Annotated in this window: 22 protein-coding genes; 10 read left to right on the top strand and 12 right to left on the bottom strand. The window is 66.9% G+C overall.

The genetic code is table 11. From position 1 onward, the window contains the following. Positions 1 to 91 precede the first annotated feature (91 nt). Complete coding sequence (locus tag WB461_RS07515; protein ID WP_423852107.1) at positions 92 to 1,525, top strand: DEAD/DEAH box helicase; 1,434 nt, start codon at positions 92 to 94, stop codon at positions 1,523 to 1,525. A 146-nt stretch (positions 1,526 to 1,671) separates the two neighbouring features. Here WB461_RS07515 and WB461_RS07510 read toward each other — a convergent pair whose 3' ends face one another. After that, positions 1,672 to 2,331, bottom strand: a complete 660-nt coding sequence (locus WB461_RS07510) for a L,D-transpeptidase (RefSeq protein ID WP_423852106.1) — start codon at positions 2,329 to 2,331, stop codon at positions 1,672 to 1,674. Between the two features lie 37 nt (positions 2,332 to 2,368). Then, on the bottom strand, positions 2,369 to 3,145 hold the full coding sequence (locus tag WB461_RS07505) for a ParA family protein (RefSeq protein ID WP_423852105.1): 777 nt from the start codon (positions 3,143 to 3,145) through the stop codon (positions 2,369 to 2,371). A gap of 60 nt (positions 3,146 to 3,205) precedes the next feature. Here WB461_RS07505 and WB461_RS07500 point away from each other — a divergent pair, with 60 nt between their 5' ends. From WB461_RS07500 to WB461_RS07485, 4 genes are read left to right on the top strand one after another with little or no spacing between them, the layout of a single operon-like run. Further along, complete coding sequence (locus tag WB461_RS07500; RefSeq protein WP_423852104.1) at positions 3,206 to 3,964, top strand: SDR family NAD(P)-dependent oxidoreductase; 759 nt, start codon at positions 3,206 to 3,208, stop codon at positions 3,962 to 3,964. 33 nt (positions 3,965 to 3,997) lie between these two features. Next, positions 3,998 to 4,846 (top strand): alpha/beta fold hydrolase, encoded by an 849-nt coding sequence (locus WB461_RS07495; protein ID WP_423852103.1) that lies wholly within the window; start codon positions 3,998 to 4,000, stop codon positions 4,844 to 4,846. Then, positions 4,846 to 5,460, top strand: coding sequence for a sulfite oxidase-like oxidoreductase (locus tag WB461_RS07490; protein ID WP_423852102.1), 615 nt, complete (start codon positions 4,846 to 4,848; stop codon positions 5,458 to 5,460). The genes WB461_RS07495 and WB461_RS07490 overlap by 1 nt, the downstream gene beginning before the upstream one ends. After that, positions 5,457 to 6,176, top strand: coding sequence for an FAD-binding oxidoreductase (locus tag WB461_RS07485; RefSeq protein ID WP_423852101.1), 720 nt, complete (start codon positions 5,457 to 5,459; stop codon positions 6,174 to 6,176). The genes WB461_RS07490 and WB461_RS07485 overlap by 4 nt, the downstream gene beginning before the upstream one ends. An 87-nt stretch (positions 6,177 to 6,263) precedes the next feature. Here WB461_RS07485 and WB461_RS07480 read toward each other — a convergent pair whose 3' ends face one another. From WB461_RS07480 to WB461_RS07440, 9 genes are all read right to left on the bottom strand, one after another. After that, positions 6,264 to 7,106 (bottom strand): alpha/beta fold hydrolase, encoded by an 843-nt coding sequence (locus tag WB461_RS07480; protein ID WP_423852100.1) that lies wholly within the window; start codon positions 7,104 to 7,106, stop codon positions 6,264 to 6,266. A gap of 173 nt (positions 7,107 to 7,279) precedes the next feature. Continuing rightward, a complete protein-coding gene (locus WB461_RS07475) occupies positions 7,280 to 8,677 on the bottom strand; it encodes a protein kinase domain-containing protein (protein WP_423852099.1) in 1,398 nt (465 codons plus the stop codon). A gap of 143 nt (positions 8,678 to 8,820) precedes the next feature. Beyond that, positions 8,821 to 9,648: a PHP domain-containing protein gene (locus WB461_RS07470; protein ID WP_423852098.1), complete on the bottom strand. Its 828-nt coding sequence runs from the start codon at positions 9,646 to 9,648 to the stop codon at positions 8,821 to 8,823. A gap of 20 nt (positions 9,649 to 9,668) precedes the next feature. Then, complete coding sequence (locus WB461_RS07465) at positions 9,669 to 10,259, bottom strand: histidine phosphatase family protein (protein ID WP_423852097.1); 591 nt, start codon at positions 10,257 to 10,259, stop codon at positions 9,669 to 9,671. After that, positions 10,256 to 11,290, bottom strand: a complete 1,035-nt coding sequence (locus tag WB461_RS07460; RefSeq protein ID WP_423852096.1) for a MaoC family dehydratase — start codon at positions 11,288 to 11,290, stop codon at positions 10,256 to 10,258. Before WB461_RS07460 ends, WB461_RS07465 begins: the two co-directional genes overlap by 4 nt. A gap of 4 nt (positions 11,291 to 11,294) precedes the next feature. Next, positions 11,295 to 11,777, bottom strand: coding sequence for a general stress protein (locus tag WB461_RS07455; RefSeq protein ID WP_423852095.1), 483 nt, complete (start codon positions 11,775 to 11,777; stop codon positions 11,295 to 11,297). Positions 11,778 to 11,785: 8 nt separating this feature from the next. Further along, entirely contained in the window at positions 11,786 to 12,979 is a 1,194-nt protein-coding gene (locus WB461_RS07450) for an acyl-CoA dehydrogenase family protein (protein ID WP_423852094.1), read from the bottom strand. A gap of 102 nt (positions 12,980 to 13,081) precedes the next feature. Further along, positions 13,082 to 13,954 carry a DMT family transporter gene (locus WB461_RS07445; RefSeq protein WP_423852093.1) on the bottom strand — a complete coding sequence of 291 codons (873 nt, stop codon included), beginning with the start codon at positions 13,952 to 13,954 and terminating at the stop codon, positions 13,082 to 13,084. A gap of 118 nt (positions 13,955 to 14,072) precedes the next feature. Continuing rightward, positions 14,073 to 15,437, bottom strand: a complete 1,365-nt coding sequence (locus WB461_RS07440) for a WS/DGAT/MGAT family O-acyltransferase (RefSeq protein ID WP_423852092.1) — start codon at positions 15,435 to 15,437, stop codon at positions 14,073 to 14,075. Positions 15,438 to 15,583: 146 nt separating this feature from the next. On the opposite strand from WB461_RS07440, the gene WB461_RS07435 reads away from it, so the two are divergent. The 3 genes from WB461_RS07435 to WB461_RS07425 all read left to right on the top strand — a co-directional run bounded on the left by WB461_RS07435 (position 15,584) and on the right by WB461_RS07425 (position 19,525). Then, on the top strand, positions 15,584 to 16,636 hold the full coding sequence (locus WB461_RS07435) for an alpha/beta hydrolase (RefSeq protein WP_423852091.1): 1,053 nt from the start codon (positions 15,584 to 15,586) through the stop codon (positions 16,634 to 16,636). Between the two features lie 5 nt (positions 16,637 to 16,641). Next, positions 16,642 to 17,076: a hypothetical protein gene (locus WB461_RS07430; RefSeq protein WP_423852090.1), complete on the top strand. Its 435-nt coding sequence runs from the start codon at positions 16,642 to 16,644 to the stop codon at positions 17,074 to 17,076. Between the two features lie 79 nt (positions 17,077 to 17,155). Beyond that, complete coding sequence (locus WB461_RS07425) at positions 17,156 to 19,525, top strand: FdhF/YdeP family oxidoreductase (protein ID WP_423852089.1); 2,370 nt, start codon at positions 17,156 to 17,158, stop codon at positions 19,523 to 19,525. 49 nt (positions 19,526 to 19,574) lie between these two features. On the opposite strand, the gene WB461_RS07420 is transcribed toward WB461_RS07425, so the two are convergent. Next, the gene (locus tag WB461_RS07420) at positions 19,575 to 21,092 is read right to left on the bottom strand and encodes an OFA family MFS transporter (protein WP_423852088.1); all 1,518 of its coding nucleotides are present in this window, start codon (positions 21,090 to 21,092) and stop codon (positions 19,575 to 19,577) included. Positions 21,093 to 21,178: 86 nt separating this feature from the next. Here WB461_RS07420 and WB461_RS07415 point away from each other — a divergent pair, with 86 nt between their 5' ends. Together WB461_RS07415 and WB461_RS07410 are read left to right on the top strand one after the other, a co-directional pair. Then, positions 21,179 to 22,441: a magnesium transporter MgtE N-terminal domain-containing protein gene (locus WB461_RS07415; protein WP_423852087.1), complete on the top strand. Its 1,263-nt coding sequence runs from the start codon at positions 21,179 to 21,181 to the stop codon at positions 22,439 to 22,441. Beyond that, positions 22,434 to 22,922 carry a DUF1003 domain-containing protein gene (locus tag WB461_RS07410; RefSeq protein WP_423852086.1) on the top strand — a complete coding sequence of 163 codons (489 nt, stop codon included), beginning with the start codon at positions 22,434 to 22,436 and terminating at the stop codon, positions 22,920 to 22,922. Before WB461_RS07415 ends, WB461_RS07410 begins: the two co-directional genes overlap by 8 nt. The last annotated feature ends 2 nt before the right edge of the window (positions 22,923 to 22,924 follow it).

Below are 22,924 nucleotides of genomic sequence, written 5' to 3'. Positions count from 1 at the left end.
CCGGCCCGGCCAGCCGTTAGACTGACCCCAGATAATCCATGAGTCTGAAGAATTCGAGAAGACCCTGACTACGTTCAAAGATCTGGGCGTCATGCCCGAGATCGCCGACGCACTTGTTGACGTCGGCATCGAGAATCCATTCCCGATCCAGGAGATGACGCTCTCCGTCGCCCTCATGGGCACCGACCTGATCGGCCAAGCGCGTACCGGAACCGGCAAGACCCTGGCCTTCGGCATCCCCGTCATCCAGCGCACGGTCGCGCCCCACGATCCCGATTACGACCAGGTCGTCGCGGGCAAGCCGCAGGCCCTCATCGTCGCTCCCACCCGTGAGCTCGCGATCCAGGTCGCCAGCGACATCGCGGTCGCGTCGAAGCGGCGCGGCACCCGTAACCTCACGATCTACGGCGGCGTCCCCTACGAGTCGCAGCTCGACGCCCTGGAGTCCGGCGTCGACATCGTGGTCGGCACCCCCGGCCGCCTGCTCGACCTGGCCAACCGCGGCGCGCTCGATCTGTCGCACGTCAAGTCCCTGGTGCTCGACGAGGCCGACGAGATGCTCGATCTGGGCTTCCTGCCCGACGTCGAGTCGCTCCTGGCCAAGACACCTGAGACCCGTCAGACGATGCTGTTCTCGGCCACCATGCCGGGCGCGATCGTCGGTCTGGCCCGCAAGCACATGCGGCACCCCATGAACATCCGGGCGGAGTCGGGCGAGGAGACGCAGATGGTGCCGGCGACGGCGCAGTTCGTCTTCCAGGCTCACGAGATGGACAAGGCCGAGGTCGTCGCACGCATCCTGCAGGCCGACGACGCGGGTCGCATCATCATCTTCACCCGCACCAAGCGCACGGCGCAGCGTGTCGCGGACGAGCTCATCGACCGCGGATTCCCGGCTTCGCCGCTGCACGGTGACATGGCGCAGCCGGCCCGCGAGAAGGCGCTCTCCCGATTCCGCGAGGGCAAGATCGATCTGCTCGTCGCGACCGACGTTGCCGCTCGCGGCATCGACGTCGCCGGCATCACGCACGTCATCAACTACAACTGCCCTGAGGATGACAAGACGTACGTTCACCGGATCGGTCGCACAGGACGCGCTGGCGCTTCCGGCATCGCGGTGACATTCGTCGACTGGGCCGATCTGGCGCGCTGGAAGATGATCAACTCCGCGCTCGGCCTGCCGTTCGACGAGCCGCAGGAGACCTACTCCACGTCCGACCACCTGTTCCATGACCTCGGTATCAGCCGGGACGTCAAGGGACGCCTCAAGCCTGCATCGCCCCGCGAGCCGAAGAAGGATGACGGTCGCGGCGGTGGCGGGCGCTCGGGCGGCGGACGCTCCGGCGGAGGGCGCTCCGGCGGTCGCGATGACCGCGGAAGCCGAGGCGGCGAGGGCGGCCGTGGCGGCGAGCAGAGCTCGCAGCAGGCCGGCGGCGACAAGCAGAGCGAGGGCGGCCAACGACCCCGTCGCAACCGTAGCCGCAACCGCTCACGCGGTGGCACGCCAGTCGCCAAGACCGACTAACCCCCGCTGACGGGTCACTTATTGCCTGCTGGCGGGTCAGTTGCAGTCACCAGCCGGTGTCATTTGTGACCCGTCACCGCGCGGTAAGTGACCCGTCACCGGACCGTACGTGACCCGTCACCGCGCGGTAAGTGACCCGTCAGCGGTCAGGGTGTGACAATGACGGGGGTGCCGACCGGGGCGAACTCCCACAGGGCGATCGCGTCGGGTAGCCACTGACGCACGCAGCCAGCCGACAACGGAGTGCCGAGCTGCGCCTTGGTCTGCTCGAGCTCGCCGCTGTTGTAGCGCGGTACGGCATGAAAGCCGATCGGCGCGGAGTATCCGGTCGTGAATCGGACGAAGTACTCCAGGCTGCCCGAGTAGTCGAACGAGGTCCCGCGACGACTGCGGGACAGCACGTTGAACGTCCCAGGTCTCAGATTGTCGAACCGGCTGCCGGAGACCCGATACGTGCGCCGGACCGACTCGTCGCCGTCGATCAGCCACACGCGCTGCTCGCCCTGGTCGAACACGATCCGGCGCCCCGAGCCCGAGCTGGACGGCACGGCCGGTTCAGTGCTGACGCTCGCGGCAACCATCCGGCGCGTGGGGGTCGGTCGCGGGGTGGCGACGGTCTGGATCGTCGCGGTCTCGATCGCCGCCGGTCCGAGCGCAGCTACGTCGGCTGCCGCCGGCTCGGCCTTGAGCTGCGGCAGGACGCCAACGGCGGCACCGCCCACCGCGATCGTCACCCCGAGCGCGAGTCCCAGCACACCGATGCGGCTGCGTCGAGCGGCCCGGTGGCTGGCTCGATGCGTGGACACCTCGTCATCCTACGGCGGGCTCACCGAGTCGGCTGCGCTACTTCGCGGCGTGGTTCGCGAGCATTCCTGCCGCAACCTGGCGGTATGCCTCGGCGCCCTTGTGGTTGCGAGCCGTCGAGAGGACCGAGCGACCGATCGCCGGCGCCTCGGCGAAGCGAATCGTCTTGGGAATCGGCGGGGTCACGATCGGCAGCTCGTAGGTGTCACGGATCGCCTGCAGCACGTTCTGCGCGTGCTTGGTGCGCCCGTCGTACATCGTGGGCAGGACCCCGAGGACCTCGAGCGAGGAGTTGATGAACTGGCGTACGTCGTGGATCGTGTCGAGCAGCTGTCCGACCCCGCGGTGCGACAGGGTCTCGGCCTGCAACGGGATCAAGACCTGCTGCGCGGCCGACAGCGCTCCGACGGTCAGCACGCCGAGCGTCGGGGGGCAGTCGATCAAGATCCAGTCGTAGTCGGCCGAAACCTTGTCCAGAGCGACCCGCAGCCGCTGCTCGCGGCCCGTGCGGCCCACCAAGCTCTCCTCGGCCTGGGTCAAGGTGATGTTGGCCGGCAGCAGATGCATGCCGTCGTCGGTGATGACGATCGCATCCTCAGCCTGCTTGGTGCCCAGCAGCACCTCGGCGACGGTGACGTCGAGATCCTCCGGATCGATCCCCAAGGAGAACGTCAAACTGCCCTGCGGGTCGACGTCGACCAGCAGAACACGCTGCTTGAGCTCGGCGAGTGCTGCCCCGAGGGACACCACCGTGGTCGTCTTGGCCACTCCACCCTTTTGGTTTGCCACCGCAATCGTCGTCGTCACGGTCGCCATTGTGTCACCTGCCGACCGACCTCGATGTTCCGACGCCATGTCGTTTGGCATGCTTGCTCCATGACACGTCGTGCGCTGGTGACCGGGGCAACTTCAGGGATCGGTCACGCGTACGCCGCGGAGCTCGCCAGCCGCGGCTACGACCTGGTGATCGTGGCCCGGACCACCGATCGGCTGGAGTCCGTCGCCGCGCAGCTGCGCACCAAGCACGGCGTCGATGTCGACGTCGTCACCGCCGATCTTGCGACGACCGAAGGCGTCGCGCTCGCTGTCAATCGGCTGACCGACTCGGCCCGACCCATCGACCTGCTGGTCAACAATGCCGGCTCCTCGCTGGCCGGATGGTTCGGCACCACCGACATCGCCGACGAGGACCACCAGCTCAACCTCCTGGTGCGGGCACCGATGCACCTGATGGACGCCGCGATCAAGACCATGGCCGGCCGGGGTGGAGGCCAGGTCGTCAACGTCTCGAGCGTCGCGGCGTTCACTCCGCGTGGCGTCTACTCCGCGCACAAGTCGTGGCTTCTCAACCTGTCGCAGTGGGCCAACATCCACTACCGCGACGTCAACATCTCGGTGCAGGCCCTGTGCCCCGGCTTCGTGCGCACCGAGTTCCACCAGCGTGGAGAGATGGACGTGTCGGGCGTGCCCCGATGGATGTGGCTCAAGGCCGACAAGGTCGTCGCCGCCTCGCTCAAGGACCTGGACAAGGGCAAGACGGTGTCGATCCCTTCGTTGCGCTACCAGGTGCTCGCAACGCTGGCGCAGTACCTCCCCACCAGCCTGGTCACTCGATTCGCGAAGCGCGGTCGTTGACGTGGCGGCTCGCCGGCGCCGGCAGGCCTGCGCATGAGCGTGCCCAAGTCGCTGGACCTGCCGCCTGGCGTCGAGCCGGTCACCGCGGTCGGCCCCGACGGTGACATCGCGATGCTGTCGGCGAAGACCCGCGGTCCGCGTCGCGGGCACATCCTGCTGATCCCCGGCTGGACGGGAAGCAAGGAGGATTTCACACCGGTCCTGCCGCTGCTTGCTCACGCGGGCTTCGACGTCGACGCCTACGACCAGCCGGGACAGTACGAGAGCGCGCCGGGCTCGGACTACTCCCTGGAGGGTTACGCCCGCACCGCGCTGTGGCTCGTCGATGCCGCCGGTGGCAGCAGTCATGTCCTGGGACATTCTTTCGGCGGGTTGGTCGCCCAGCGTGCGGCGGTGCTCCGGCCGACCGCCATCGCCAGTCTCGGCCTGCTGTGCACCGGTCCCGGAGCGCTCGGCGACACCGTGACCCGACCCCTCCAGCGTCTGGCTGCGGCGCTCGGCAAGGTGCCGCTGTTGCAGCTGCACCAGCTGCGGGAGCAGGGCATCAAACGACCTGCGCAGATCACGGCGTTCCTGGCTCGGCGCTTCACCTCCAACGATGCCGCGTCGCTCAAGGCGATGACTCAGCTCCTGATCGATGCACCCGACATCATCGCCGAGGTTGCCGCGGCACGGGTTCCGGTCTGGGTCGGCCGGGGTGCCGATGACGATGCGTGGCCGCACGAGATCCAGGACGCGATGGCCCGCCGGCTGGGCACCGAGGTGCTCGTGGTGCCGGCGTCGGGCCACTCCCCCGCCGTGGAGAATCCCGTCCGGCTCGTCGAGGACTGGCTACCATTTTTGCAACGGCACAGCGACGTCGACGGCCCGGAGGTCCACTGATGGCAGGATTCACCCGCGGCTTCACCGGCGGTGCCCGACGTGGGGGCGATCAGCGACTCCCACCCGGCCAGTACGACACCGGCAGCGGGTGGCCCGTGCTGTCCGCCGAGCTGACTCCGCACGTTGACCTCGACACGTGGACCATGACGATCGACGGGCTGGTCGAGAAGGAAACGACGTGGGACTGGCCCGGCATCCAGACCCTGCCCAGCTCGTCGTACGTCGGCGACATCCACTGCGTCACGACGTGGTCCAAGTTCGACACGACGTTCGCCGGCATCAGCGTCGACTCCCTGCTGGAGGTCGCGCGGCCCACGTCGGAGGCGACTCACGTCCTGGCGGTCTCGACGACGGGCTACACGACCAACCTGCCGATCGAGGACATCACCGACGGCAAGGCCTGGATCGTGTGGGAGTTCGACGGCAAGCCACTGACCGCCGAGCATGGTGGGCCCGTGCGGATGCTGGTGCCTCACCTGTACTTCTGGAAGTCGACCAAGTGGATCACCCGGATCACCCTGATGGATCATGACGAGCAGGGCTTCTGGGAACGCAACGGCTATCACGATCGTGGCGACCCCTGGCTCGAGCAGCGCTATCAGGGTGATGCGTGAGCGAGGTCGAGGCGGTCGCCAGCTCCTGGACGACCGGTACGGTCCGCGAGGTCGAGCGACTCGGCGACTCGTACGTCAGGCTCCGACTCGAGGTTGCTGACCGCCACGATCATGTTCCCGGCCAGCACTACGTCGTCCGACTCCGGGCGCCCGACGGCTACACCGCTCAGCGCTCGTACTCGATCGCATCGGATCCTGCCGACCCGCTGATCGAGCTGATGGTGGAGTGCCTGCCGCGTGGCGAGGTCTCGTCGTTCCTGCACGGCGTCGTCGAGATCGGTGACGAGCTCGAGGTCCGCGGACCGATCGGCCGTTGGTTCGTGTGGGGCGGATCGGTGCCGTCGATCTGCGTCGCGGGCGGCTCCGGCGTCGTACCGTTCGTCTCGATGATGCGGTACGCGCGGCGCATGGGCACCGCGTCGGCGCTGACCATCGTGGCCTCGGCGCAGACCCGGGCCCGTCTCCCATACATCGAGGAGCTCGAGAAGTTCGGTGCTCTCGTCGCCCTGACCCGCGAGAACCACGTCGACGCCGTCGGTAACGAACGCGTCGCGGCGCACATCTATCCCGACGAGCTCGCCGAACGATCCGGCGGCATCGAGCGGGCCTATGTGTGCGGATCGGTGGGCTTCGTCAGCTTTGTCGGTCGGAGTCTCGGCGAGGCCGGGATTCGCAGCGACATCGTCCGCGTCGAGCAGTTCGGCCCCACGGGCTAGCGTCGTCACGATTCGGGATTCGACACATGTGTGATCTCTATCGCAAATTTCAAGTTCTGGCCGAGCCTTCTCGGTGGAAGGACACACTCACATCGCGATGAAGTCCCGGAGCAGGCGGGCGAAGCGGTCCGGGTCGTCCAGGTGCGGGAAGTGGCCGGCGCCGTCGAATACCTCGACACGGCAGTCGGGCAGCTCGCGCTCCAAGGTGAGGGCGTGGGCGACCGGGATCATGCGGTCCTTCGAGCCCCACACGATCAGGGTCGTGACGGGTGGCGCGTCCTCCAGGTGGTCGTGGGCGCTGATGCTCTGACCACCGATGTCAATCACGGCACGGGTGGTGGCGAGGAACGCGGCCCGGCTTTCACGGTCCCCCAGCGAGCTGAAACCCTGCCAGATCGCACCGACATCTGCACTCGGTCGCCAGCCGAGTTTCGACGCGCCCCGGCCCAGCGCCTCCACCTGTGACAGCACCGGCGCGGAGGCGATGACGCTGAGCACGTGCGCGGCGCCGGGCAGGGTCGCCGATCGCAGGATCAGGTTCACCTCGCGTCCCAGACCTCCGCTGGAGACCAGCACGAGGCGCTCGACCCGGTCGGGGAACAGGTAGTAGAACTGCATCGCGATACCGCCACCGAGGGAGTGTCCGACCAGCGTGACCTTGTCGATCCCGAGGTGATCGAGCAGGTCACGCATCGCCGCGGCGTGCGCGCTGAGCGAGTAGTCGCCCAGCGGCTTGGCCGACTCGCCATGTCCGAACAGGTCGGGCGCAATGACCCTATGGTCATCGTCCATCGCATCGACCAGGTGGGACCACTGCTGCTGCGACCCAAGGATGCCGTGGATGAACAGCACGACCGGGCCGGAGCCACTGTCGATGTACGACAGGTCGTGGCCGTGGAGCGCAACCGTGTGCGGAGCCATGCGCGCCATAGTGGCATCCTCGAGGTGTTGGTGCACGGAAAAGACCCATCGTATGGTGTCCAGACGCACGACACGGGAGAGCGCGCCCCCTCTAGACGTGGGGCGAGTCCCGCTGAGCCGAGCGACGGACGGGCGCACACGCAGGTGGCCCTTCGGGCGAGTACCTCTAGAGATGGTCACCTTCAGGCGGGCTGCCGGCTCTGCATCCGTTGGTCGAGGTCGTGCATGACGATCGCAGCCAAGTCTTCAAGTGTCGTGAGCTCGTCGTGGCTCAACGTTCGTGGATGACGGTCGATGATGCACAGGGTGCCCAGGTTGTAGCCGTCCGGGGTGTGCAGCGGGATGCCCGCGTAAAACTGCAACCCGAGCGCGCCAGCCACCAAGGGGTTGGCCATCGTCCGCGAGTCCAGTCGGGCATCCTCGGTGATCCATGGCTCATCCTGAAGGATCGCCGAGGCGCACAGCCCCGGCTCCCTGTCCACCTCCTCCACGTCCAACCCGTGGTGGGACTTGAACCAGATACGGTCCTGGTCAACCACGCTGACAATCGCAATGGGCGCCGAGAACAGCCGCGAGGCCAGCGCAGTGATCCGGTCGAAGGCCCCATCTTGCGGGGTGTCGAGAATTTGATAGCGGCGAACGGCTTCCAATCTGGCCGCCTCGTCAGAAGCACGAACCGAGGCGGCTCCGTCGAGTCGGGCCCCTCTCTCAGTGGCGATGATCTCGGCTAGCACCAGGGCAGCCTCACGAGCGGTTGGTCGCGAGGCCGGGTCGTTCGACGTCATCGCCGTGAGCAGCCGCAGCCATTGCGGACCGAGGTGTGCAGGGATGTCCGGCCCACGCAGCAGACGCGCTAGGGCACTGGGCAGTGGTTCGCCGGGAAAGGACCTCTGGCCGGTGAGGCATTCGAGCAGGACCAGTCCGAGGGAGTAGATGTCGCTGGACGGCCCCAGCGGCTCACTCTTGGCCTGCTCTGGGCTCACATAGGCAGCCGTGCCGACGAACGCGCCAGCATCTCCGCCGAGCGGGGCCTCCATCATGACGGCGATCCCGAAGTCGGTGAGCTTGGCCCGCGACCGGGCTGCGTCGTGGCCGTAGTCGAACATCATGATGTTTGCGGGCTTGACGTCCCGGTGGATAACACCGCGGTCATGGACGTAGCCAAGCGCCATGGCTAGGTCGTAACCGATCTGGGCGACGTCCGCTGACTGCAAGGGCCCCTGAGCGAGGCGTCCACGAAGGTCATGCCCGTCGATGAGTTCCATCACCAGGTAGATCCGTGGCCGCTGCGGGTCCGAAACATCCGCGCCAGCATCGAACAGGGTCACCAGCCCGTGGTGGTTCATTCGCGCGAGGACCTTGACCTCATCCTCGTCTCGGCGCAGAGCCTCGGCGTCCGCCACCGGTGGCTCGATGAGCTTGACGGCGACGTCGCGGCCGAGAAACTCATCCCTGGCCAGCTGAACCGTGCCCGTCGAGCCGCGACCGATCTCCTCGACGAGGCGATAACGACCCCCGAGAAGGACGCCTGCAAAACCGCTGTCTGAGCCCTCCGACACGTTGGCTGATGCGTCCGACACGTACACACCCTCTCAGATCAGGGCCGAGAATACAGCCCGTCAGGCTCGGCTGCGGATCAGGCTCCGGCGGACCAAGGTTGCGGTCGGCGTGGGCCGCCGTCCGCTCCTGCACGGTCTGTTGGAGGTGATAGACGCGGGATGACTCAGCGGGACATCAGGCGGTGGTATTGGTCCGCCGGCGTGGTGTTGCAGCCCAGGCTGAACTCCGGACCCTTGCCGGACCCGTGGTAGTCGCTCGAGCCGGTCTGGATGAGCCCCACCTCGCGAGCGATCTGCCGCAGCCGCGCGCGGGACTCGCTGTCGTGGTCGTTGTGATCGACCTCGATCCCGTCGAGCCCCAGGCCCGCGAGCTCGGTGATCCGAGCTCGAGTCAGCACGCGATCGCTCCCCCGGGACCAAGGGTGGGCGATGACCGCCGTGCCACCGGCGGACTTGATGAGACCGATCGCGGTCGGCAGATCGACCGCATACTTCTCCACGTACCCCGGCCGACCCGGCATCAGGAATCGGCTGAACGCCTCGCCGCGGTCCTTGACGACGGCCTTGTCGACCAGGACGTCGGCGATGTGCGGACGGCCCGAAGCCCGGGCGTTACGCGCCTTGTGTCGCACCTCGTCCTCGCTGATGTCGATGCCCTCGTGGTTGAGCCGCTCGACGATCTTGGGCATCCGGTCGTCCCGGCCATCCAGGATTCGGCGAAGCTCGGTCAGTAGCGCCCGGTCGTGAGAGTCGAACTCGTAACCCAGCAGGTGGATGCTCCGGCCCTCGAGCCGGGTCGAGATCTCGATCCCGTGCACCAGCGTGATGCCGACGCGCTTGGCAGCCCGGTCGGCCTCTTTCCAGCCCTCGGTGGAGTCGTGATCGGTGATCGCCACGACGTCGAGCCCAGCGGCCTTGGCGTTCTCGACCAGGTCTGCCGGCGAGTCGGTGCCATCGGAGCGGTTGGAGTGCGTGTGGAGGTCGATCTTCACCTCGCCAGCCTAGGGCAGTGTCACGGTTCGACGTTCCAGCGGCGGACGACCTGGGTGCCGCGATCGACCCCGAGCATCGAGATCGTCGAGGTGTCCAGAGCGAATCGCTGTCCCTCCGACACATCAAGACCGAGCCAGCGAACCGCCAGGGCACGCAGTGAATGCCCGTGCGCGAACACCAGGGTCTTGCCGTCGACTGCGCGGGCCCTGGCCACGATGCGGTCGAGCCGCTCGGCCACCTGCTCTGCCGTCTCGCCGCCGGGGCTCTCGTGCGTCCAGACAGACCAGTCAGGCACTGACTGGCGGATCTGCACCGTCGTCAAGCCCTCATAGTCGCCATACTCCCATTCCGCCAGATCGGCGTCGATCTCGACGGTGGAGAATCCGGCCAGCTCGGCAGTCCGTCGCGCCCGCAGACGCGGGCTGGTCAGCACCTGCACGAAGTCGACGGCGGCCAGCGGCCCGGCCAGTGCGCGTGCGGCCTCCTCACCGGCGTCGGTCAGCGGCAAATCGGTCGTCGAGGTGTGCCGGCCAGACTTGCTCCACTCGGTCTCGCCGTGTCTCACGATCCAGAGCTGGTCCTCGACCTCGGCGCTCGCCGCCTCGCTCATCGCGGCACTAGCGCCCAGTAGTCCAGATCGAGCAGGACGCCGGGAGCGTATTTGCCGTCCTCACCGCGCAGCGTCATCGACTCGTCTCGATCCTTCGTCGCCACGAGCCGCAGGCGAAGCGCTCCGACCCCGGGCGCTGGAGTCTCGGCGATGTCCAGGACCTCGGACCAGGCGTAGATCGTGTCGCCCGCGAACGCCGGCGCGACGTGGGCCCCGGCGTTGATCGCAGCGATGAGCTGGGCATTGGCGAGCCCGTTGAACGACAGGGCGCGGGCCATCGAGATGACATGTCCCCCGTAGACCAGCCGGACACCGTCGGGCCTCGCCTGGACGTTGAAGTGCACCTTGGCGGTGTTCTGCCACAACCGGGTCGCCAACATGTGCTCCGGGTCGGTCAGCGTGACGCCGTCGACGTGGTCGATGGTCTCGCCGATCTCGTAGTCGCCACACCGGTGCGGCTCGCCGGCAGCGGCGAAGTCGTACCCGCTGAAGTCCAGTCCGGCAGGAACGATCAAGTCGTCCGCCGGCACGACAGGTGCCAGCTCAGGCACCACAGTCTCTGGCGCCGGCGCGCCGGAGTCCCGCTTGTGCACCATGACCCAGCGGGCCCAGTCAAGGGCGACCTCGCCACGTTGATTGGTAGCCGTGGAGCGCACGTAGACGACGCCGGTACGACCGTTGGAATTCTGCTTGAGGCCGATGACCTCCGAACGGGTCCGCAGGGTGTCCCCCGGGACGACCGGACGATGGAAGCGGCACTCGGCGTAGCCGAGGTTCGCCACGGCGTTCAGCGACACGTCAGGGACGGTCTTGCCGAACGCAATGTGGAACGCGACCAGATCCTCGACCGGAGCCGGAGCGAGGCCGACCGAGGCCGCGAACTCCGCCGACGAAGGCACGGCGAACCGGCTCGGGTAGATCGCGCCGTACAGTGCCCGGTCGCCCTCGGTCACGGTGCGCGGCGTGGCGTGCTCCAACACCTGGCCGACGGTGAAGTCCTCGAAGAAGTTGCCCGGGTTCGTCTTCGTCATGGGGCTAGGCGAACGGATTGGCGGTGTTGCCGGGCATCGTCGCGAGCAGCTCCTGCGCCTGGGAGCGCAGCTTGTGCTCGACGAGCACCTCGTACTTGGTCGCGACGACGGTCTTCACCGAGCTGAAGTCGCGCTGACCCCGAGTTGCGGCATAGCCGAACGCCGCGGAGGTGAGGCCGAAGACCAGGCCCAGCATGATGCCGCCCAGGATTGCCGACAGGAACGAGCTGCCGTCGCTGAACAGACTCACCAGCAGGCCGATGAACACGCCCAGCCACACGCCCGACCCCGCGCCGGCCATCAGCACGCGAGACCACGTCAGCCGTCCGGTCACGCGTTCGACCTGACGGAGCTCGGTGCCGACGATCAGGACGTTCTCCACCGCGAACTTGTTGTCCGACAGGAAGTCGACGGCCTTCTGCGCGTCGGCGTACTGCTCGAACAATCCCAGCGACTGGGGGTACTCGAGCGAGAAGACTTCTGACATGCGTGCTCCTAGAGCTTGTATTCCTTGAGAAGACTGCGGCCGATGATCATCTTCTGGATGTCCGCCGTGCCCTCGCCGATGAGCAGGAAAGCCGCCTCACGGTAGAGGCGCTCGATCTCGTACTCCTTGCTGTAACCGTATCCGCCGTGAATGCGGAACGAGTCGGCGACGACCTCGTTGCAGTACTCCGCGGCAATGTACTTGGCCATGCCGGCCTCGACATCGTTGCGCTGGCCGGAGTCCTTGAGCCGGGCCGCCTTCACCACCATCGCGTGTGCGGTCTCGACCTTGGTGCCCATCTCGGCGAGGCGGAACAAGATGGCCTGGTGCTCAGCGATCTTCTTGCCGAACGTCTCCCGCTGCTGCGCATAGGCGATGCCGAGCTCGAACGCCCGGTTGGCAACGCCCACGGCGCGTCCGGCGACGTTGACGCGGCCGACCTCGACGCCGTCCATCATCTGGTAGAAGCCCTTGCCGGACTCGCCACCCAGGATCTGTTCGGCCGCGATCTGGTGGCCCTCGAAGATGGCCTCGGTCGTGTCGACGCCCTTGTAGCCCATCTTGTCGATCTTGCCCGGGATCGTCAGGCCGGGCGCGGTCTCCCCGAAGCCAACCTCCTTCTCGACCAGGAACGTCGTCATGTTCTTGTAGACCGAGTCCGCGCCCTCGTCGGTCTTGACCAGCACGGCGATGAGGTTGGACGAACCACCGTTGGTCAGCCACATCTTCTGGCCGTCGATCGTGTAGTTGCCGTCGTCGCCCTTGACCGCCTTGGTCTTGATCGCGGCCACGTCGGACCCGAGCCCGGGCTCCGACATCGAGAACGAGCCGCGGATCTCGCCGGTGGCCATCTTGGGCAGGTACTTCTGCTTCTGCTCCTCGGTGCCGTGCTGCATCAGCATGTAGGCGACGATGAAGTGGGTGTTGATGACGCCCGACACGCTCATCCAGCCGCGGGCGATCTCCTCGACGACCAGGACGTACGTCAGCAGGGACTCGCCGAGTCCGCCGTACTCCTCGGGAATCATGATGCCGAAGATGCCGAGCTCCTTGAGGCCCTCGACGATCTCGGTCGGGTACTCGTCCTTGTGCTCGAGCTCGGTTGCGACCGGCAAGATCTCCTTCTCGACGAACGTGCGTACCGTCTTCAGGATCTCTTCCTGGATGTCGGTCAGACCTTCGGTGGACACAAGACGACCCATGAGGGCTCCTCATCATTTACGGCGGTGACCTCCTGACTCTACCGAGACGTCAGGCGTACGTCATGTCGTGACCGAGGTGACATTGCTTACCCGGCGTCGCCCTCACTCGGCGAGCACGACGTCGGGCTGCGGTCGGCGCAGCACCACGACCACCAGGCCCGACAGGATCAGCGCAAGGCCGGCGTAGACCCCCAAGGGCGGGGTCTGCCCCAGGAAGATGCCGGCCAGCAATGCTGCGCCGGGTACCTCCAGGAGCAGGAGGAGCGAGATCACGCCCGGGCTCATGACCGCCAGCAGATGGTTGAGCACGGAGTGCCCCAGCAGCTGGGCGGTGATCGTGACACCGATGATCGCTGCCCAGGTTCGTCCGGAAAAGCTGACCAGCTCGACCTGGGCCACGACGCAGGCCAAGCCCAGGACCACGGCGCAGATCCCGTAGCAGGTCACGGTGTACGACGTCGTGGACAACCGCTCACGCACCCGGCTGCCCGCCATCAGGTAAAGAGCCGCGGTCAGCCCCCCGGCCAGAGCCAGCAGGTCGCCCGTGACCGCTCGCGCCGACAGCTGGAAGTCGACCCCGGTGATGATCAGCACACCGATGATCGCCAGGCCCATGCCGCCCAGAACCGCGCCCGGAGCTCGCACACCGCGCAGCCGGTCGATGACGACCACGAAGACGACCTGCATGCTGACCATCGCCGTCGCCGCCGCGACGGACGTCATCTTGAGCGCCGTGATCCACGTGCCGAAGTGGATCGCCAGCATGACTCCGGCAAACGCCGTGGTCTGCCAACCGCGGCGGTCCATCGCGGTCAGTTCGGCCCGCGCGGACGCACCCGTGAACGGAACGATCGCAAGCGTTCCGAGCGCGTTGCGCCAGAACCCGATGGCGAGGGCGGGGGCCGAAGCGCCGGCCATGAGCGGGCCTGAGGCCGACACACCGAGAATGGCGACGAGGGCCAGGAACGCATTCACCCGGACAGTCTGCCGTGCCGCCGGAGTCGCCGCCTGAGCGGATCATCCCCACGCAGCTTCCAGCTCCGCCAACGCGTCCTCGAGATGGATCAGCAGTCGTTGCAGCACGCCGCAACGATCATCCCCACGCAGTCTCCAGCTCCGCCAACGCGTCTTCGAGATGGATCAGCAGTCGTTGCAGGTGAGGGACGCTGCGGCGGCAGCCGATCAAGCCGAAGTCGAGATACTTGTCGCGGCTGGTGAGCGTGATGTTGAGCGCCTGACCGTCCGTCACGATCGAGACCGGATACATGCCATCGAGCCGCGAGCCGTTGAAGTACATCGGCTTCTTGGGGCCCGGCACGTTGGAGACCACGACGTTGAACGGCGGGTTGGTGTACTTGACGAAGCCCGGGACCGGCGTCAGCGCGAGCGGCAGCATCTGCAGTGCTGACAAGGCAAGGATCTGGGTCGGCGACAGATCGCGCAGGATCTTCTTGGCCTGCCGCGAGGAGTAGGCGATCTCCTCGAGCCGGGTCGCGCCGTGCTCACGGTCGGTCGCAAGGTTGACGATGATCGCGCCGGTCGCGTTGCCGGTCGCGGCCTCCTTGCCTGCCGACTCCGCCCGCAGGGCCAGCGAAACCGGCACCATGGCCGACATCGGCTGATCGGGCAGGGCGTGCTGCTCCTTGAGGTACTGCCGCAGCGCACCGGACACCATCGCGAGGACGACATCGTTGAGCGTCGTCGCAGACGATCGTGCGACTCGTTGGATCCGCTCGATCTCCCAGGACTGGGCAGCAAACCGGCGCGCTCCTCCGACGCTTCCGTTGAGGATCGTCTTGGGCGCCCCCGGAAGCGTGATGTCACCGTCGCGGAGGATCTGGTTGGCGATCTTCAAGCCGGCTGGAACCAGCCCGGTGAGGTCACTGACGGCGCCGACGCCGGAGCGCGCGAGAGCGAGCGGGTTGAAACCGACCGAGCCGCCCGAGGACTTGCGGGCCGGCAAGGACCACGGGGGCAGGCAGTCCAGCGCCTCCGGGTCCTCGCTCAGTGAACGTTGCATCAGGCGGAGCGCAGAGACGCCGTCGACCATCGCGTGGTGCACTTTGGTGTAGACCGCGACCCGCCCGTCCTGCAAGCCCTCGACAACGTGCACCTCCCACAGCGGACGGCGCCGGTCCAGCAGCGTCCCGTGCCATCGCGAGGTCAGCTCGAGCAGCTCTCGGATCCGCCCTGGCCCCGGAACTGCCGAGTGGCGCACGTGGTGGTCGTAGTCGATCGTCGGATCGACCTTCCAACGCGTCCCGATCGGTTCACCCGGCCGCTTGCGGAACAGCGGCGAGATGTGGTCGGTCTGCCGGAACGCGCCCAGCAGCCCGCGCACGAACTCGGGCCCGGCGCCATCCGGTGGAACGAACAGCTGAAGGCCGCCGACGTGCATCGGGTGATCCCGATTCTCTCCGAGCAGGAACATCGAGTCGGTGGGCGGCATGAACGACATTCGACGATCCTTAGGGCGGGAGGGGCGTACTGGCAGTACGCTAACGAACGGGTGTGGCACAAGTCACTCTGGGTAAAGAGTTCGTGAACGATGGTTCGCGCTCACTGAGGATAAGCGCAGCCGAAACAAAACTTGGAGGGAACTCGATGGCACCGCACCTGACTCTTGCAGCACAACCGCAGTTCTTCCGCGGAGCGAGTGTGCAGTCCCGCCTCCTTGGTCTGGGGCTGCGCCACACGGTTCGGCCCGTCCTGGGAGCCTGGGCGCTCCTGCCATTCGACGTCTTCCCTCCCAACCTGGTCGACCACGTCGCCCGGCTCCTGCCGGTCCACGAGGGGACGATGTGGCGCACTGTGGACCTGACTGCCTGTCCGAGCGAGTGGTTGCAGGCCAAGGGCGTCACCGACATCCACGGTGGCAACGAGCACGCGATCCTGTACTTCCACGGCGGGGCGTTCCTGAGCTGCGGGCTCAACACGCACCGCCGTCTGGTCTCCCGCATCTCGTACGCCGCGAACCAGCCCGTCCTCAACGTCGGCTACCGGCAGATGCCGCACCAGCCGATCACGGAGTCCATCGGCGATGGCGTGTCAGCGTTCCGCTGGTTGCTCGATCAAGGCTACGCTCCGCAGAACATCACGATCGCAGGCGACTCAGCCGGCGGGTATCTCGCGTTCAGCGTGGCCCGGGCCGTCATGGACCAGGGTTGGGGCCAGCCTGCCGGAGTCGTGGCTATCTCACCCCTGCTCGACTTCGACCCGGCGGGCAAGCAGGGGCATCGCAACGCCCATCGCTGCCAGACCTTCCCACTGCGTGCCGTCGCCAAACTCACCGAGGTGTCGCTGCGGATGGACACCCGCCACAGTGTGGTGAACCCCCGTGTCGACCCGGTCAACATGCCGCTGACGGACATGCCGCCCGCGATGATCCACATCGGTTCGCGCGAGGTGCTGATGGCTGATGCCGAGCTCATGGCCAACCGGCTGGTGTCTGCCGGGGTCGCCTGCGAGCTGCAGGTCTGGGACCGCCAGGTGCACGTGTTCCAGGCCGCCGCATCATGGCTGCCGGAGGCGCGCACCGCGATCGAGGAGATCGGCACATTCATCCGGGGACTGATGGAGCGGGAGGCGACCGGTACGAGACCGGTGGCCACGCCGGTCCCTCGGTCCGTCGGAGCCGAAACAGCCGTCGTACGCTGAGCCGTGTGAACACCGACCTCGTCGCAGACCTGGCCAAGAAGTCCGGGCTGGTCTGGGTCGCGTATGCCGGCCGGACCCACGCCGTCTGGCACGAGTGGGTCGGTGATGCGGTGTGCATCGTGTCCGGGGGCACCGAGCAACCGCTGCCGGGAATCACCGAACAGCAGACCGTTGTCCTGAGCCTGCGCAGCAAGTCCAGCCGCGCGCTGGTCGCACAAGCCGAGGCACGGGTCGAGGTGCTCAGCCCCGAGTCAGAGCACTGGGCCCCCGCCACCTCGGCGCTCAAGTCCGGCCGGCTCAACCTGGTCGACAGCGACCATGCGATCGAGCGCTGGGACCGCGAGTCCGTCATCGTCCGGCTGGTCCCCACCGGCCAGGTCACCCTCCCCGACGGGATCCCGTCGACGCTCGGTCGCACCGCACCGCACCTGTCAACCTGACCAGGCGAACATGCGGTGTCGAACCCACAGGGACACAATGGGCGAAGAAGCCGAAAAGCGAGCGGGACGAAGGGGCGACATGAGCGACGACACGATCGACCATCACGACAAGGACCTGCGGGTCCATGACGCGAAGGATGCGGCCGCTGGAGTCACCGCCGTTCGCGTGTCGATGCAGCGCGCGCTCGGCCAGATGGGAGTCATCAACACGGCCAAGACTCTGCTGAAGCTCAATCAGGCCGACGGCTTCGACTGCATGAGCTGCGCGTGGCCCGACCCTGACCCGGAGGACCGGCACACCGCAGAGTTCTGCGAGAACGGCGCGAAAGCCGTCGCCGAGGAAGCCACCAAGAAGCGCGCCACCCCCGACTTCTTCGCCCGCCACAGTGTCGCCGAGCTCGACAGCCACGACGAGCACTGGCTGGGCCAGCAGGGCCGGATCACCCATCCGATGATCAAGCGCCCCGGCGCCTCGCACTATGAACCGATCGAATGGGACGACGCCTTCTCGATCATCGCCGAGACGCTCAACGGACTGGACAGCCCCGACGAGGCCGTGTTCTACACCTCGGGACGAGCCTCGAACGAGGCCGCCTTCACCTACCAGCTGTTCGCCCGCGCGCTGGGCACCAACAACATGCCGGACTGCTCGAACATGTGCCACGAGTCGACCAGCATCGCGTTGGCCGAGTCCATCGGCATCGGCAAGGCCAGCGTGACGATGCGGGACATCTATGACGCGGACCTGATCCTGATCGCAGGCCAGAACCCGGGCACCAACCACCCGCGCATGCTGTCCGCTCTCGAGATCGCCAAGCGCCGCGGCGCGAAAATCATCGCGGTCAACCCCCTGCGCGAGGCGGGCCTCCACAACTTCCGCAACCCGCAGGTACCCCGCGGCATCATTGGCACGGGAACCGAGATCGCCGATCTGCACCTTCCGATCAAGATCAACGGCGACCTGGCGCTGTTCCAGGCACTCGGCTCTCTCCTGGTCGAGTGGGATGCACTCGATCATGAGTTCATCGACCGTCACACGACTGGCTTCGCGGAGTGGGCGCAACACGTCGCCGCGGTCGACTGGACGACCGTGCAGCAGTCCACTGGGCTCTCTCGCGCCCAGATCAGCGAAGCGGCGGAGATGATCCGCGCGTCGGACAAGACGATCTACTGCTGGGCCATGGGTCTGACGCAGCACCGCAACTCGGTCGCCACGATCAAGGAGGTCTGCAACGTCGCCTTCGCCCGCGGTGACATCGGCAAGCCCGGCGCGGGCCTGTTCCCGATCCGTGGCCACTCCAACGTGCAGGGCGATCGCACGATGGGCATCTGGGAACGCGTACCCGAGTCGTTCCTGGACTCCCTGCAGGCCGAGTTCGGTTTCGATCCTCCGCGGGAGCACGGCCACGACACCGTCAACAGCGTGCGCGCGATGCGTGACGGCAAGGCGCACGTCTTCATGGGCCTGGGTGGCAACTTCGTGCACGCCGCGCCCGACACCGCGGTCACGACGAAGGCCATGGCCAGTACTCGGCTGACCGTCCAGATCTCGACGAAGCTGAACCGCTCCCACCTGGTGTGCGGCGAGACTGCGCTGATCCTGCCCACCCTCGGACGCACCGAGAAGGACATCCGCGGCGGCAAGGAGCAGTTCATCTCGGTCGAGGACTCGGTGTGCGCGGTGCATGCCTCGCGCGGCGTGCTCAAGCCGGCCAGTCCGCACCTGCGGTCCGAGACCGCGATCCTGTGCGGCATCGCCGAGGCCACGCTGGGCGACCGCCACGGCATCGCCTGGGCGCGCATGCGGGACGACTACGACATCATCCGCGATCACATCTCCCGAGTCGTGGCCGGCTGCGAGGAGTACACCGCGAAGGTGGATCGCCCCGGCGGCTTCGTGCTGCCGCATCCGCCGCGCGACTCGCGAACGTTCGAGACGAAGTCGGGAGCGGCGGAATTCGTGTGCTCACCGATCGACATGTTGCACGTGCCGGAGGGCCACGTGCTGTTGCAGACGCTGCGCAGCCACGACCAGTTCAACACCACGATCTACGGCTTCAGCGACCGCTACCGAGGCATCGAGGGTGGGCGGCGGGTCATCTTCATGCACCCTGACGACATCGCCGGGCTGGGCTTCAAAGCCGGAGACATGGTCGACCTCAGCACCCACTGGGATGACGACGACATCGACCGGGTCGCGCCGGACTTCCGCATCGTCCCGTACGACACCCCGCGCGGATCCGTCGCCGCCTACTATCCCGAGACCAATCCCCTCGTGCCGCTGGACTCGACCGCGACCGACAGCAACTGTCCCACCTCCAAGTCAGTTGTCATCAGCCTCTCCCCTGCGAACCAGGGTCGGACGATCACGGGATCGTACGACAGCCAGACCGCCACCGGAGCCGACGAGAATCAGAAGGCAAGCCCGCAGATCAGGCACTTGAGCTGACCGAGGCGCTGCCCAGGTCCGGCTTCCGCCCGACGTCCTCGTGGGCGGGTCAGAACAGGTCCGCAGCCTTCGCCACCGTCTCGTAGATTCCGTACGCCAGCGGGATCGACACCACCACCCAGGCGATGACGATCAGCGGTCCGGCCGAATCCACCGGGACGTCGTGCTTCGCCGTCGCCGCCTGGGTCTCGGAGCTCGGCTCCGCATCGGTCCTCTGCTCGTGGAAGCGTTCGTCCACCGGGCTGATCAGCAGGTTGGCCACGAAACCCACCATCAGGACGCCGACCATCGTCAGTAGCGCCGGGCGGTAGTCGCCGGACGTGAGGCTGCCCGGTTTGCCCTGGGAATCGAGGATGCGGTTGATGATCAGCGGTCCCGCCACGCCGGCGGCGGCCCACGCGGTCAGCAGCCGGCCATGGATCGCGCCGACCTGGAATGTTCCGAACAGGTCCCGCAGATACGCCGGAGCGGTGGCGAATCCGCCACCGTAGAAGCTCACGATGATCCCCGCAAGCAGCGCGAACAGCGTGGTCGAGCCCGAGCCCTGGAAGGCGAGCAGCGCGTAGAGGATGATGCCGAGCCCGAGGTAGACCACGTAAATGTTCTTGCGCCCGACGACGTCCGACGCTGATGACCAGCCGAACCTGCCAGCCAGGTTGAACAAGGAGAGCAGCCCGACGAACCCCGCGGCCGACGCAGCCCCCACCGTGGTGCTGTCCCCCTCACGGAAGAAGTCCTGGATCATCGGCGACGCCTGCTCGAGAATGCCGATTCCCGCTGTCACGTTGCAGAACAGGACGACCCACAGTAGCCAGAACTGACGGGTCTTGATCGCGTTGTCCGCCGACACGTCGTCGGACGAGACCAGCGCCTTCTTCTTGACCTTGGACGGGTCGAAGCCCTGCGGCTGCCAACCTTCGGCCGGCACGCGGATCAACCAGGCACCGAACGACATGAGCACCAGATACAGCAGCCCGAGAGTCACGAAGAGCTTCGCCACCGCCGCTCCGGTCGCGATCCCTGCCGCCGGGTCGTACGAGGTGTCGAAGATGCCCAGCAGCTTGGCTGACAACGGGCTGGCGATCATGGCGCCGCCGCCGAATCCCATGATCGCCATTCCGGTGGCAAGGCCGGGGTGGTCCGGGAACCACTTGATCAGGGTCGACACGGGGGAGATGTAGCCGATGCCCAGGCCGATGCCGCCGATGAAGCCGTAGCCGAGATAGACCAACCACAGCTGGTCGGTCGCGATGCCCAACGAGCCGACCATGAAACCGCCAGACCAGAACAGTGCCGCGGTCGCCATCGCGCGGCGCGGACCGCCGGTGTCGACCCAGGTACCGAAGAGCGCAGCGGACAGGCCGAGCATGACGATCGCGATCGAGAAGATCACGCCGATCCTGGTCAGGTTGGAGTCGAAGTGGTCCACCAACGACGCCTTGTACACGCTGGTCGCGTACACCTGGCCGATGGACAGGTGCACTGCGAGCGCCGCCGGTGGAATGAGCCAGCGATTGAAGCCAGGCTTCGCCACGGTGTGCTGTCGATCCAGTAGGGCAAGTGACATGGTCCCTCCAAGGGCCTCTGACGTAGGAGTCACGGTATGACGGTTCATGACCGCTCGCACGCCGGCCAGCCCGGTAGAGTTCGAGCGTGAGCGCTACCCCTGGTCGTATTTTCCTGTCCCGCGTCGTGGGTCAGGCGGTCTTCGATCCTGCTGGCGATCAGGTCGGCAAGCTGCGCGACGTCGTCGTCGCGGTGCGGTCCACGAAGCATCGCCCGCGCGTGCTTGGCATCGTGATCGAGGTGCTCGGGCGACGCCGGGTCTTCCTGCCGATCACCCGGGTCACGTCGCTGGACTCCGGACAGATCATCACGACCGGTGTGCTGAACGTCCGCAAGTTCGTCAAACGCCGCACCGAGACCCTCGCGATCCACGAGCTCTTCGACCGGACGGTCGAACTACCGGACGGCTCCGGCGGCACGGTCTACGACATCGCGATGGAACAGGACTCGCGCCGCGACTGGTTCATCAGCGCGGTGGCGGTGCAAGGTGGCGGCAAGCGCTTCGGTCGCCGCGGCCCGCACCAGGTGCTGGAGTGGGACGAGGTCACGGGCCTCACGACCGAGGAGACCGGGCAGGGGGCGACCCACCTTCTTGCCACGATGGACGAGATGCGGGCTGCCGACCTCGCCAACGCCCTGCGTGACCTCTCGCCCAAACGCCGAATGGAGGTCGTTACCGAGCTGGACGACGAGCGGCTCGCCGACGTGCTCGAGGAGCTGCCCGAGAAGTACCAGATCGAGATTCTGGGTGTGCTGGATCCCGACCGCGCGTCGGACGTGCTGTCGGAGATGGACCCCGACGATGCCGCCGACCTGCTCGGCGAGCTGCCGCCCGCGACGGCCGAGCAGCTGCTCGCCAGGATGGAGCCCGACGACGCCGAGGACGTCCGTCGCCTGCTGACGTACGAGGAGCGGACCGCCGGCGGCATGATGACGACCGAGCCCGTGGCCCTCCCACCAGACGCGACGATTGCCGACGCCCTCGCTCGCATTCGCAACCCCGACCTGATCCCGGCGCTGGCCTCGATGGTCTACATCTGCCGTCCGCCACTGGAGACCCCGACCGGCAAGTTCCTTGGCATCGTGCACTTCCAGGCCCTGCTGCGCGAGCCGCCGTCGACTTTGGTCGGCGCGATCGTCGACAACGACATCGACTGGCCCCGACCGGAGGCCTCTTTGGAGCATGTCGCCAACCTGCTGGCGGCGTACAACATGGTGGCGCTGCCGGTCGTCGACGACAATGCCCACCTGCTCGGGGCGGTGACCATCGACGATGTTCTCGATCACCTTCTCCCCGAGGGTTGGCGCGAGCAGGACGACCAGGAGACGGGGATGGTCGCTCATGGCTGAGCGCGTTCGCCTGGACCAGCCCCGCGAGGTCCGTCGGTCGTTCCGGACCCGCCGCGACCCCGACCCGGAGCGGTTCGGACGATTCGCCGAGTCGACTGCCCGCTTCCTCGGCACAGCACGGTTCATCACCTGGATGACCGTGTTCGTGGTGATCTGGATCGTGTGGAACGTGCCGTACGGCCCTGATCGTCATCGCTGGGACGCCTATCCGTTCATCTTCCTGACCCTGATCCTGTCGCTGCAGGCTTCCTACGCTGCGCCGCTGATCCTGTTGGCACAGAACCGCCAGGAGGCCCGCGACCGGGTCACCCAGGAGCAGGAGCGCGACGCCACGGCCCAGGCCAACGCCGACATGGAGTTCCTCGCCCGCGAGGTCGCCAGCCTGCGGCTCGGCCTCGGCGAGGTCGCGACCCGCGACTTCATCCGCGGAGAGCTCCGCGGGCTGATGGCCGACCTGGACGAACGCGACGCCGACAGCTGATC

Source organism: Aeromicrobium sp. (assembly GCF_049587115.1).
Lineage (GTDB): Bacteria > Actinomycetota > Actinomycetes > Propionibacteriales > Nocardioidaceae > Aeromicrobium.
This window is presented reverse-complemented; position numbering and strand designations above follow the sequence as displayed.